The following is a 13,403-nucleotide window of genomic DNA, read 5'->3' as shown; positions in this document are numbered from 1 at the left end:
GGTCCTTTGCCAGACTAATTACATCGAACCATACCGGCAGCCAAAACCAACAACCAATAATCAGCATTATTATTCTTGACAAAAAACCGAATTGTAGTAAACTAAATAGATGAGAAGTCGCAAGTTCACAACATTCTGGGACATCGAAAAGCAAAGAACATGGCGCATATACTTGCTCTTTACATTTCTCTCTTTGCTATACTTTGCCTCTGTGTTCCTCATTTTCTCGATAGTAAAGCTGGCCTTCTATTTGAGGCAGTCGCTTTATGTACCCGGTGCAAAATACCACCTCTTTGGGGTAGATACCATCTATTTGGTCGTTATCGCTTTTGCCGCGGCAATGCTCCACTGGTACTACTCAAACCGAAACGTAGTCTCAAAAATAATCGGTCTCTTGCGAGCGCAGCAACCGGATAAGAACGACAGGTACCACGGTGTCTTCAATAACGTGGTCGACGAAATAGCTGCCGCTGCTGGTGGCATCACAGTCGAGCGGTACGTTATGCCGACCGGCTCCATGAATGCATTCGCGCTCGCCGACCTTCAGGGCAGAAAGGTAGTAGGTATTACCGAGGGATTATTGTCTCGCGCGACGCGTGACGAGCTGCAGGCAGTAGTCGCCCACGAAGTTGCTCACATTGTGTCTAACGATTGTATGGAAACGACAATAACCTGCTCGCTGTTTGGGATGTACAGCGAAGCTATTGCTCAATTAACAAAATTCGCGGGCAGCCGCGAACCAAGCACATCGCCGCTTTTTGAGAAAGAATCAAGCAAGGATGCGATAACCATGGGCGTGGTTTCGATACCGCTATTCATCTTGCTCTTCTTCATCGACCTCAGCAGCCAGATGCTCAACATGTTCATCTCCCGCGAAAAAGAATATCGTGCCGATGCGGCCGCCATCCGACTTACCCGTAACCCTCAGAGCCTTGCAAGCGCTCTATACCGGATCGGCGCTCACTGGCGTGGTGCAGGCTCAGTCGGCGAGTATATCCGACCCATATTCATTCTGAACCCACAATACAGCAAACTTGACGAAAAGGGAGATTTGTTCGCAACGATGTTCTCGACCCACCCGCCGCTCGCTCGACGCTTGCAGATCATCCTCAGCCTGGCACATGTGGACCTGGATACAATCGCCGAGAAAATCCGCAAAGACACCGGACTAAAGTCGGAAGCAGAGCACTTGAAACCGGCCGTACGCTTCATGGCACAGCATGATAACAAATGGCAAGGACCCTTCACTTTGATGCAACTGCAGACCCTCGACTGGCTGAGTCCTGAGACAAACCTTAAACCTGCCGGACAAGAGAATGTTTTTGCTGCGAACGAGCTGCCTGCTATGAGCTATTTCTTCCACAAAAGGAATGAACCGATGTGGAAGATCCGACGCATCTGCCCGACATGTAGGGAGTGGCTCATACCTCAAGCATATGAGGGGCTCTATTTATGGCGTTGTGCCTACTGCGATGGCATTCTTGCCGAACAAAACAAACTGCCGCGCATATTCGTCAGAGAAGAAAAAGGCTTCACCGAAAGAGTACGGCGAATTGCAGCATTGATAAAAGAAGAATCGAAACTCAAACACCCGCGATTCAGCCTGCTATTGAACTCAATAAGCGAGCGGCGCTGTCCGAGGTGCGGTAAATCCATGGCGCACAAATTCTACAGCTACGCATACCACGTTGAAATTGACGAGTGTAAGGAGTGCAAAGTCATTTGGTTCGACGCCGATGAAATAGAAACCCTACAGTGTTTGATCCAAATGGAAGATACTTAGTGTCTTAAATACGTATTCACCGCAAAAAATGCGTCGCCAAAATAACTATCTATTTTGGTCAAAGAATTCCTTTTAAGGAACGAATCGATATCACGTTCATCAAAATATCTCTTGAAAATATTAAATGAATTTCCACTTTTGAGTTTTCTTTCCTGCAAACCGCTTTTGTTACGGTATTTCTTCCGTATGACACTCCATGAGCCGTCAATCCAAAGAACGCCTGCTCCGGGTCTGAGTATTTTCCGCAACTTCTCAAAGAAAACCGCGGAGGTTTCTTCATTCAAATGGCTCATAAGAAATGCAACAACCGCAGAATCAAATATCTTCGATAAGAAGCGAACTTCAAAAAAATCACCTTTGACATAATGAACATCAATGTCCAAATTGAGATGGCTCACCCTTTTTTGACATTCGGCAAGCATGCGCCGCGATTGATCAAAAAGAGTTATTTCACTGCAGTTACTGGCATAGTATGGTAGCCAATAAGCGGTCCCACAGCCTACATCTATAAGATGTCCCTTGCCGAAACTGGCACTGAGTACTTTGATCGTCTCGACATCCTTCTCGTACACAGCTGATTCGGGTATGCCGGGTGCTCCACCCTGATATATTTCATCGTATTCGAACGCCCGTTCATTGTAATAATCGAATATTTCATTCAAATTCTCGACTCTCGAATTCAAGGCCTTATTCCCGTTATATTCCCATCTTTGATGCGGGGGATCACGTCATATAGGTTCAAGCGGGCAGCGTGCTCCACATCATCCCGGAGGTTATGCTGCACAAGGTATTTACCGCTGAAGCTGTCGAGCAGTAAATCTTCAATATTTTCTTTTGCACCACCAAAGGCCAGCTCACAGACTTGCGCCTCAGCGCTCTTTTCTAAATCTGAAAAGCTCATTATTGCGCCACTGGCGAGATAGTCCTCGATCGCGAATACAGGATAGGCAGCCTTTTCTTCATAGACTATCCTTTCCCCGTTATCGATAGCACGTTGTTCACCGGCCGCGATCACTGTCACATTAACCCGCCGCCTTCGGGCTAACATCGTAACATATTCACCAACTTTTCTCGCATTCAACAAGCAGCCGACATAGGCGTTACGACCTCTGCCCACAAGAGCTGAACAGGCAGCACCGTTGGGCGAGAACAAAACGACCTTTTTATTCTCCTCACGATCGGAATTTAAGTAACTATGCGGCGAGATCGTATATTTCGCCATTCCAGGTTTGCCAGCGATATTGGCACCGATCGATGCCGCCAGGTCCTCCCCTGATTTACGATCCCCGATGGGATATATCGTAAACCCATTGGCAATTGCCGTTACGACCGCGGTGCTAAAACGGAGCGTATCCACGACAACAGTAATATCGCTGTTCTGTAGAGCGTAGCGCATCCCTTCAATACCCCAATCCAACATCAGGATTGGTGTACGGTTGTTGTTACCTTGGTTTCTCATGGATATGCACGAGCGATTCAATGCCCGCGAGCTGCCGTAAACGTCAATGTGCCGATTCCTTCAATCCCCGCTTCGATCACATCACCATCCTCCATCGGACCGACCCCGGACGGAGTACCGGTGGCGATCACGTCCATTGGTTCAAGGGTCATGACCTTTGAAATAAATGAGACGAGTTCGCAGACCGAGAATATCATCAAATTTGTATTACCCTGTTGTTTTATCTCGCCATTTACTTTGAGCCATACATCTAAATCCGATGGGTCTATTTTCTTTGCGGGGACAATGTGCGGACCAATAGGCGCAAAAGTATCATAACCTTTGGCGATCGTCCACGGCATCCCTTGTTTTTTTGCAGTAGCCTGAACATCGCGTGCCGTAATATCAACGAGTACCGTGTAACCCAGAAGTATCCCGGTCACATTATCAGACGTCACATTTTTGACCCTCGAACCAATGATGACAGCCAGCTCAACTTCATAGTCTACACGTGAACATGATTTAGGAAGAATTACCTGCCCCTTATCGGCAAGTAATGCTGATGGTGGCTTCAGAAAAAATTTCGGTTCACTCGGCAATTCTGCACCCATTTCGTCAGCATGAGCCTTATAATTTCTCGCCACCGCCATGATCTTGCTTGGTTTCAGATCAATCGTCTTGTCACCGTACATCAAGATCATAAAACCCCCCATATACAAACAGGATAAAGATCGAGTAATAACTCATCTGACATTGACACAATCACCCCCACACAGATGGGATTTCCCAACGCCACCTGCCGAGGAGACAGTTCAGGTCACTACAAGGTTCTTCAAATCGATTTCAAGATTGGTGGGCATCATCTGAACCAGCCAACCCGTGACATATGGATCTTTGTAGAGCACTGCATAATCATCCTGCACCCTCTTGTTGATCGCGGTTACTTTGCCGGTCACGGGAGTCCAGAGTTTATGAATGCGGTCGTTCGACTCCATGATCCTTACGCAGGTCTCACCCTGGTATCTTGTTTCATTGATTTTTGGAAACTCTATCGTCGCTATCTTTGTAATAGTAATCAAAAAATTGTGATGGACACCAACTAAAACACTGCCGTCGTCCTCTATTTTTAGCCATGAATTGTCAGGGATAGTGTACAAACCTTCGGGCACGGGCATATCTTCAAGGAATCTTGATTCTTCGACCTTCTTCTGGATGACTCGTTTTCTAACTAAGGCTCTCGAAATCATACTGCGGATTTCATTCGGCGTAAAGGGCTTCGGTATATAGTCAAAGGCACCGATTTTTATCGACTCTACTGCAGTGCGAATTGAAGGATATCCGGTAATCATGATCATCATTGTATCAGGTCGGTTCTTCTTGACTCTCTTAAGAAGTTCCATTCCACTAATTCCCGGCATCATCAAATCTATGATTATTGCATCGTAGTGCTTCTTCTCCTGCATTTCCAGTGCTTCTTCTCCGCTGAGTGCGGTATCGACCAGATATTCCTCGCTAATCAGTGCGCTAGCAATACTCTTGCAAACTGGTAATTCATCATCAACCACCAAGATCTTAAACTTCTCTGTCACGTCTTTCCTCCTTTTTATCTCTGTTTATTGGATTAAGGGGAAGGCGAATGGTCATCGTCGTCCCTTCCCCGACTTCGCTATCTACGTCTATGGCGCCATTGTGCTGTTGAATGATGCCATAACTTATTGAAAGGCCCAAACCAGTACCTTTGGTCCCTTTTGTTGTGAAGAAGGGGTCAAAAATCTTCTTCAAATCATCCTTCGATATCCCGCGTCCACTGTCTTTGAATTTGATATTGACATACTCGTCATCTGCCGAAACATACGAGGTGATCTCCAACACTCCACCTTCCGGCATTGACTCCAAAGCATTCAATATGATATTGGCAAAAACCTGCTTGATCTTATTCACATCGACCATGACCTGTGGCAGATTGTCATCTAATTTCTTCTTCACCTTGACATTATGAACCAATGCCTGTGTATCCATGATCAGAAGCGTACTGTCTATTACCATGTTTATACTGACCATTGTCTTTTCTGGCGGTGTCTGTCTAGCAAACTCAAGCAGTCCTTTTACTATTGCACTGCATCTCGTTGTTTCATCAATGATGAGCCGTAAATTACTGGCCGACCGACTACTGCTCTCGATTTTCTCAAGCAACAGATGACTATTGATCAAGATCGATGTGAGCGGATTATTTATCTCATGTGCAATCCCGGCAGCGAGCTTTCCCAGGGAAGCCAATTTTTCCGACTGGATCAGGAAATCCTGTGTCGCTCTCAGTTATTCTGTCTTTTCCTTTACTTTTTCCTCCAGTGTGCGTGTCAGGACATGATAATTGTCGGTTGCCTTCTGAAGTTCGGCTGTCATTCGATTGAATGATTCGGACAGCTCACCGATCTCATCACGTGATTCTATCTGTAATCGATATTTTAGATCTCCATCGGCCACTTTCTTTGTAGCATTGCGAAGGGCCTTTATCGGACGCGATATCCGCGTCGTTGTGAAGTAAGCGATGACGGATAGCAAAATAACACTGGCAACGGCAATCGCCAGGAAAATTATGACAACACGGTTACGCAAGTCGACATATGGCGCCTCAAGCATTCCTACGTAAAGCATGCCGATGATTTGCCCCTTGATATTCCTTATCGGTTCATAGGCAGTCATATACCATGCATTAACAACGAATGCGCGCCCTATCCAGGGATCGCCTCTGATTACCACTTGCTCGTAAACCTCGCTGGAGACACGCGTACCTATTGCCCGTTCGCCATCCGTATTCATAACATTGGTCGAAATCCGTGCGTCATCAAGAAAAATCGTGGCAGTACCAATCTCCCTACCCTTGTACATCTCGCCGAGATAAACAGTGTTCTTTACCTTGTCAACGATATAGTAATCGCGGTTCAACATGTTGCCCCCATAAAGTACACCGATCAGGTTATCCGAGTAGTCGAAGACCGGCGCGGCAGCTTTGATGAACATTCCCGACCTCTCCACGCTCTTCTCCAGGGGGCGCGATTTGGGCGTAGGGATCAGCGCAATCCGGGCGCGCTCGAGATAAGCGACACCGATTTTTGCTAGTTCGGATTCCGAAACGATCACTGTGGAAACGACCGATTCTTTCCGGCTAAGCACCCAATCGATTACATCATCGGCGGGTCGATCGCCATAAGTGGCTGGATTATGTGCGCGCACGAGTATCCTTCCATCTATATCCGTGAGAGTCAGTATGTCCAGCCCCTCCAATTCCCTAATTTTCTGTAGTTCGAGGCGTAAGCGCGATATGTCATTCATATGTAGGGCATCTTTGATGAAAAATCTCTCTGCAGTTAATCTTATCTTCGTCCTGACGACATCGCTTTCACTGTTGTAGACCTCACGCGCCGAGTTCAAATCGAGCCCCACTTTGTCCTGGGCCTGCCTGATAATCGTCGATGCAATCAAATGGGTTCCAATGATGGTCAAAGCAAAAACGCCGATAATGATAACCATCGAGAATGCAAGGGTTAGTTTTGTGCTCAGAGGGATGCGTAATTTCAACATTTTATGCACGCCTATTATATTGGAGTTTCATCAATTGTCAATCTGATTATATTCCCAAATAAGAGCAGTAAACTGTCAACGAATGGTTTTGCCGGCTGTCAGACAAAGCCCCGCGCACGTTGTTTATTTCGCGGCGTTTTCGGTCCGCGTCGTGGAAATTGGACTCCCGCGGAAGATTAGTACTCTAATGCATCAATCATTGCCATGATTTGATCTCTTGTGAAACCATACTGGTCTATGGCTCCAGACGGACAGGCGCTAGCGCATGTCCCACATCCTTTACACAAGGCTTCGTTGACCTTCGATTTCCTCCGATCATTCTCAGACACAATTTCGACTGCCTCGTAAGGACAGAGCATGCTGCAAATCCCACATCCTGCACAGAGATCGTCATTCACATGAGAAACCGCTGCCTCTGCATAGTATGTATCATGCGCGATAATTGTTGCGGCCCTGGCAGCCGCAGCCTCGGCCTGGCTAATGGATTCGTCGATGCACTTGGGATTGTGTGCCATTCCCGCGACGAATACGCCTTCCGTCGCGAAGTCAACTGGTCTCAGCTTAACATGTGCTTCGAGGAAAAATCCCTCGTCATTGAGGGGAACCTTCAGCATTTTTGCCAACTGAATATTGTCGCCACTTGCTTCCACCCCGTTCGCCAAGACGACCAGGTCCGGTTTGATGTCGATGGACTCACCCAGAATTGGCTCCATAACAGACATTGATATACTGCCATTATCCATCCTGATCTCTGGTTTATGATCATCATCATACCTTATGAAAACAACCCCGGCTTCCCGGGCCTTTTGGTAGTAATATTCTCTAAAACCATATGTTCTCATATCTTTGTAGAGAACATAGATGTTGGCATCGGGATTTGTCTTGTAGAAATTTAGAGAGTTCTTAACCGTTTGAGAACAACAAATTCTGCTGCAGTAAGGATGCTTATCGTCACGGGAGCCCACGCATTGGATCATCACCACAGAATCAACATTTTCTAAAATTTGGGCAGGTCCATTTCCCGACATCAATTCCTCGAACTCCCGCTGCGTGATGATTCTCTTGTCCTTCCCGTACAGATATTCTTGAGGCGAGTATTCCGCGGCACCGGTGGCCACGATCACGACTCCATGCTTGAATTTCTCGCTCCTACCATCGCCAAGACATATCTCAGTCTCATAATTACCGACGAAGCCAGTTATTTCCGTGACCCTTGCATCCGTATACACATTGATCAGACGGTGGTTACGTACGTCATCTGTCAAGCGTTTCAAAAAGTTCTGAACATTTCTACCCTCGATAGTATAATAGATGTGTCTCATGTGGCCACCAAGCACAGAATCTCGTTCAACCAGGCTCACCTCAAAGCCCTGTTCAGCAAGCGATAGGCTAGCAATCATTCCAGTAATACCGCCGCCGAGTACCAATGCCTTTTGAGTCACCGGTATTTCCACACGCTTTAAGGATTTCAGCAAACGTGCCTTACTCACCGCCATCTTTACAAGGTCCTTTGCCTTCTCAGTGGCGGCCGATGCTTGCTGCATGTGTATCCAGCTGCATTGGTCACGTATGTTCGCCATTTCAAAGAGATATGGATTCAAACCCGCCTCTCGAATTGTCTCCCTGAACAATGCTTCATGCGTTCGCGGCGTGCAAGATGCGACGACGACCCGGTTGACATGCTGTACCTTGATGATCTCGGCAATCTTTCTCTGCGTGTCCTCAGAACATGTGTATAGATTATGCTCCGCATACACGACGTTGGGAAGAGATCTGACGTATTCAACGACATGGGGGACATCAACATAACCACCAATGTTGATGCCACAGTGACAGACAAAAACACCAATACGAACCTCCTGCCCGCTGACATCCATTTCAGGTGGGTAGGATTTCATGACGGTAAGACTCTTGCGGGCTGAAGATAACAAGGACATGACTTTTGCGGCGGCCCCCGAGGCTTGCGTAACAGACTCAGGTATATCCTTGGGACCGGCTGCGGTACCGCACACGTATATTCCATCTCTGGTGGTGTCCATTGGCATGAACTCTGAACTCTTGAAAAAACCATATTCATTGCGGGCTATCCTTAGTTTTCTTGCTACCATATCGACATCAGATTTTGGCACCAGTCCAACTGAAAGCACTACCAGGTCGAATTCCTCCTTCATAATTTGGCCGTCCTCGTTTTCATAGTGCACAAGCAAATTCTTACTGTCCGGGACCTCGTCAATACTGGATATCCCTGCCCTCACAAAACGCACGCCGTATTCTTTCCTGGCACGTTCGTAATACGCTTCAAAACCCTTCCCAAAGGTTCTGATATCCATAAAGAATATCGTTGTATCTAACTCACCTCGTGCATGTTCTTTTGCGATAATTGCTTCCTTTATCGCATAAGTGCAGCAAACGGAAGAGCAATAACTGTTGCCTGATTTTGAATCTCTGGAACCTACACACTGAATGAAAGCTATTCTGCGTGGCTCAGCGTGATCGCTTGGTTTCGATACGTGACCCTCGTATGGACCTGAAGCTGACAAGATCCTCTCGAATTCCGTCGAAGTCACGATATTGGAATATTTGCCGTAGCCATATTCGCTTCTGCAAGTTGCATCATATTCATCGAAACCACAAGCAAGTATTATTGCACCAACGTTCAAATCCATGACTTCATCTCTCTGCTGGAAATCAATCGCCTTCGCCTCACAATATTCCTCACATACCCTACAACCATCACTTACCAAATGGATACACCGGTCTTTGTCAACGATTGCTACGTTGGGCACAGCCTGGGGAAAAGGAATATAAATAACCGATCGCGGCCGCAAACCTTCATCGAATTCATTTGGTATTTGCGCAGGTATTTTGTTCGTCAATTTGTTTAGCCTTTCTGCGGCAGTCGGACAAATGAACCTGCATGCACCACACGCCATGCAAATTTCCGAGTTGATATCGAACGGGGGGACTACTTTCCGGTTATCACCGCGATTGGCAAAACCCAAAACATTACGCCCCATACGCTCTCGGCACATGCGAACACAAAGACCGCAGAGAATACAGTCTTTGTTGAGCTTCACGAAGCGAGTCTCCTTGACACCCAGTGCCGATGCGATCTCTTTTACTTTCTTGGATTCTGGAGCACGCGCCATCAGCAGTTCGACAACCGTGCGCCGCATGTTCAACAATTCAGGAGTATCTGTTAGGACTTCGATACCTGGTTCTGCCTGGTAAGTGCATGAAGCCTGAATAGATTTCTTGCCTTGCCGGTTAATTTCCACGACACACAGCCGGCAAGCACCGTATGGACTAAGGGCTTTATCGTAGCATAGGGATGGAACAGGAATGTTATGCTTCCGGCAAACCTCGAGCAAGGTCTTGCCCGGTTCAAACTCCACAGAACGATTGTTTAACAACAACTCAACCATTCTTTTCCTTTCTTAACGCCTCAATGAATGCCCGTCCTTGTTCCGTATCCAAATCACATCGCAGACAACGACGTGCCTCCTTCATTGCCATTTCTGCCGAATAACCGAGCTCAATCTCACGAAAGTTGCCAATTCTTTCCTCAACACGCAGTCTCGGCATCTCGACATGTTCAAATGTACCTATCTCGTCATCGCTGATCTCAACCGGTGCAAGATATTCTGTCGGTCTGGTTATCTTGTATTCCACTTGCCAGACTTGTCCATTCAGGTAGTGATGTATGGATTCAGCAGCGTTCTTGCCATCAGCGATAGCTTCGATGGCCGTGCTCGGGCCCCTGACCGCATCTCCTCCTGCGAATATTCCTCGACGACTCGTCATTAGGTTGCGAGGGTCGACCTTAATCGTACCCCAGTCTGTCAATTCAACGTAACCGTTCAAAAACCCGACCCTTGGTCGCTCGCCGATAGCTGATATTATCGTATCAAAAGCCTCGACGAATTCAGACCCCTCAACTGGTATTGGGCGTCTCCTGCCAGACCGGTCAAAACTACCGAGTTGCATTCGCTGCACTTCGAGAAGTAACTCGCCATTCTGTGCCATAATCCTTTTAGGTGCGGCAAGGAGCACAAGTCTAATTCCCTCTTCGAGCGCACCATTTATCTCCTCGACGAATGCGGTCATCTCTGCTCTCGTACGTCTATAAAAGATGGTAACATCGCAACCCAACCGTCTGGCTACACGTGATGCGTCGATCGCTGAATTACCACCACCGATGACGCATACTCTTTTGCCCAAGTTGACATCCTTGCCGCTATGTACCTGGTCCAGGAATTTCATCGCCGGCAAAACATTTGGATGATTTTCTCCGGGTATTTTCATATTCATGCTATCATGAGCACCCACAGTAACGAATACGGCCTCGTACCCTTGTCCGAAAATCTCTTCAAGCGTGATGTCGCGACCCACCTCGGTATTTGTCTTTACATCAATCCCTGCCTTAATGATATTTTCGATATCATATTCAAGGATCGCTCTGGGTAACCTGTACTCAGGTACGCCAAGCCATAACATGCCGCCGGGTCGATCTTTCGCTTCGTAAACCGTAACTGCGTGGCCTTTTAGCCGGAGGTAATAACCAGCTGAAAGTCCCGCTGGTCCTGAACCGATCACCGCCACCTTCTTCCCAGTGGCTGGCAAAGGTTCAGTGGCATTCATCTCGATTCTATTGTCGCGCGCCCAATCTATGACGAAACGCTTGATGGCCCTGATGCCAATCGGTTCACCCAGCTCACTCGCCCGACACATTATCCGCTCACATGGATGATGGCAAATACGGCTTACCGTAGCGGGCATGGGATTTTCCTTGACTATGACCCTCAGGGCATCATGGAACTGATGCTGTGCAACGTACGTTATGTAGACCTGCGCCTCAGTGTTAATAGGACATGTATGCTGGCATGGCGACGAAATGATTTCCTTGCATACTACAGCAGGACAGCGCTTGTTCGAGATATGCGCATCATATTCTTCTCTAAAGTACCGGAGTGTCGAAAGAACAGGATTTGCTGCAGTCTTTCCTAATCCGCACAAGGAAACGGATTCGATTACAGTGCCGAGATTCTCCAGCAGATCAACATCACCTTGTTGGCCGTTACCTTCCGTGATTCTCTTGACAATCTCATACATCTGTAGAATGCCATCACGGCAAGAAGTACACTTGCCGCAAGACTCATCCTTGAGAAATTCAAGGAAATACTTCGCCACATCGACCATACATGTACGTTCATCCATGACGATCATACCACCTGAACCCATTATCGAACCAGCTTCTGCTAACTGTTCGTAATCAACCGGAAGATCAACCAACTCAAGTGGTATGCACCCGCCTGAAGGACCGCCTGTCTGAATTGCCTTGAACCGTCTTGACTGGAGTATCCCCCCGCCTATATCGATAATATCATTGAGCTTTATGCCCATTGGTACTTCAATTAGACCGGTATTTTTTATTTTACCAACCAACGAGAATACCTTTGTACCCTTGCTCTTTTCAGTGCCTATTTTTGAAAACCACTCACTGCCGCGCGCGATTATTACCGGGACATTAGCCCATGTCTCGACATTGTTAATGTTAGTGGGTTTACCTCGAAAACCAGATTCGGCAGGAAATGGGGGACGCAACCGGGGCTCTGGTGGTCTCCCTTCGATCGAAGCGATCAAAGAGGTTTCCTCGCCGCACACAAATGCACCGGCGCCTCGACAAATCGATAGTCTGAATGCGAAATCCGTACCGAACACATTCTGCCCTAACAAACCGTAAGCCTCAGCTTCACTTATCGCCCTCGCCAACCTTTCTATTGCTAATGGGTATTCGGCACGAACATAGATATGACCCTCGGATGCTCCAATAGCATAAGCACCGATCAACATACCTTCAATAACCGAGTGGGGGTCGCCCTCAAGAATGCTGCGATCCATATAGGCACCGGGGTCACCTTCGTCCGCATTGCATATAAGATATTTAGTTTCTCCCGGGGCGTTGCGGCATATCTCCCATTTCCTACCCGTTGGAAAACCAGCACCTCCCCTGCCGCGCAACCCCGATGCTTTCAATTCTTCTATCACATCGACCGGGCTCATCGCGCTGAGTGCTTTATACAGCGAATGATAACCACCGCGCGCAACGTACTCCTGGATATCCTCAGGATTGATATACCCGCAATTGCGCAAGGCGATCTTCAACTGTTTACTGAAGAAAGGAACATCCTCATATCTGGTGATTGCTTTTATATCATTATCCAAAGCCCCGTTGACCATGATCTTCTCTTCATCCAGAACTAACAAATTATCCCGGTCAGTTCGCCACGCGGCCGCTCCCATATCTAGTTTGCCCTTTGCTAAATCATAAAAAATAGTCTCCGTCCGGCTCTGATCCAACTGGGTGAACGTTACTCTCGGGCTACCGGGAATCAGAATATCAAGCAGTGGCTCCTGCTGACAAAATCCGATGCACCCGACCGGATTGACCACGAAATTTTTACCGTTGCCTCTTGTGGCCATGGTCAGGAAATCAAAGATCGGTCCAGCACCTGTGGCAATACCACATGTCGCCATACCCACGGTTATCCGTACCCTGTCGCGAGGATACAAGTGACCTTGTTTCTGCTGTCTCATTTT

General features: G+C 47.4%; 9 protein-coding genes. 1 reads left to right on the top strand and 8 read right to left on the bottom strand.

Translation table 11 applies throughout. From position 1 onward, the window contains the following. Positions 1–109 precede the first annotated feature (109 nt). Positions 110–1,783 carry a zinc metalloprotease HtpX gene (locus tag OEV79_05935; GenBank protein MDH4210969.1) on the top strand — a complete coding sequence of 558 codons (1,674 nt, stop codon included), beginning with the start codon at positions 110–112 and terminating at the stop codon, positions 1,781–1,783. Here the strand turns inward: OEV79_05935 and OEV79_05930 are convergent. The 8 genes from OEV79_05930 to OEV79_05895 all read right to left on the bottom strand — a co-directional run bounded on the left by OEV79_05930 (position 1,780) and on the right by OEV79_05895 (position 13,400). Beyond that, complete coding sequence (locus OEV79_05930) at positions 1,780–2,445, bottom strand: class I SAM-dependent methyltransferase (GenBank protein MDH4210968.1); 666 nt, start codon at positions 2,443–2,445, stop codon at positions 1,780–1,782. The two genes, OEV79_05935 and OEV79_05930, sit on opposite strands and share 4 nt — an antisense overlap. Positions 2,446–2,462: 17 nt before the next feature. Continuing rightward, positions 2,463–3,242 carry a 2-phosphosulfolactate phosphatase gene (locus tag OEV79_05925; GenBank protein ID MDH4210967.1) on the bottom strand — a complete coding sequence of 260 codons (780 nt, stop codon included), beginning with the start codon at positions 3,240–3,242 and terminating at the stop codon, positions 2,463–2,465. 17 nt (positions 3,243–3,259) lie between these two features. Beyond that, positions 3,260–3,922 carry a fumarylacetoacetate hydrolase family protein gene (locus OEV79_05920; GenBank protein MDH4210966.1) on the bottom strand — a complete coding sequence of 221 codons (663 nt, stop codon included), beginning with the start codon at positions 3,920–3,922 and terminating at the stop codon, positions 3,260–3,262. A 111-nt stretch (positions 3,923–4,033) separates the two neighbouring features. After that, positions 4,034–4,810 (bottom strand): response regulator, encoded by a 777-nt coding sequence (locus OEV79_05915; GenBank protein ID MDH4210965.1) that lies wholly within the window; start codon positions 4,808–4,810, stop codon positions 4,034–4,036. Continuing rightward, on the bottom strand, positions 4,794–5,498 hold the full coding sequence (locus tag OEV79_05910; protein MDH4210964.1) for an ATP-binding protein: 705 nt from the start codon (positions 5,496–5,498) through the stop codon (positions 4,794–4,796). Before OEV79_05910 ends, OEV79_05915 begins: the two co-directional genes overlap by 17 nt. Positions 5,499–5,537: 39 nt before the next feature. Then, positions 5,538–6,803: a cache domain-containing protein gene (locus OEV79_05905; protein MDH4210963.1), complete on the bottom strand. Its 1,266-nt coding sequence runs from the start codon at positions 6,801–6,803 to the stop codon at positions 5,538–5,540. Between the two features lie 176 nt (positions 6,804–6,979). Then, positions 6,980–10,228 carry an FAD-dependent oxidoreductase gene (locus OEV79_05900; GenBank protein MDH4210962.1) on the bottom strand — a complete coding sequence of 1,083 codons (3,249 nt, stop codon included), beginning with the start codon at positions 10,226–10,228 and terminating at the stop codon, positions 6,980–6,982. Then, entirely contained in the window at positions 10,221–13,400 is a 3,180-nt protein-coding gene (locus tag OEV79_05895) for an FAD-dependent oxidoreductase (protein MDH4210961.1), read from the bottom strand. Before OEV79_05895 ends, OEV79_05900 begins: the two co-directional genes overlap by 8 nt. Positions 13,401–13,403: the final 3 nt, after the last annotated feature.

Source organism: candidate division WOR-3 bacterium (assembly GCA_029858255.1).
Classification (GTDB): domain Bacteria; phylum Hydrothermota; class Tepidihabitantia; order SM23-42; family SM23-42; genus SM23-42.
The sequence above is the reverse complement of the archived record's forward strand: the minus strand, read 5'-3'. Positions and strand labels throughout refer to the sequence as shown.

Excerpts from the sequence above, each read along its gene's own strand:
- OEV79_05900 (MDH4210962.1), bottom strand. The coding sequence starts at position 10,228 with ATGGTTGAGTTGTTGTTAAACAATCGTTCTGTGGAGTTTGAACCGGGC.
- OEV79_05935 (MDH4210969.1), top strand. The coding sequence starts at position 110 with ATGAGAAGTCGCAAGTTCACAACATTCTGGGACATCGAAAAGCAAAGA.
- OEV79_05925 (MDH4210967.1), bottom strand. The coding sequence starts at position 3,242 with ATGAGAAACCAAGGTAACAACAACCGTACACCAATCCTGATGTTGGAT.
- OEV79_05920 (MDH4210966.1), bottom strand. The coding sequence starts at position 3,922 with ATGATCTTGATGTACGGTGACAAGACGATTGATCTGAAACCAAGCAAG.
- OEV79_05895 (MDH4210961.1), bottom strand. The coding sequence starts at position 13,400 with ATGAGACAGCAGAAACAAGGTCACTTGTATCCTCGCGACAGGGTACGG.
- OEV79_05905 (MDH4210963.1), bottom strand. The coding sequence starts at position 6,803 with ATGTTGAAATTACGCATCCCTCTGAGCACAAAACTAACCCTTGCATTC.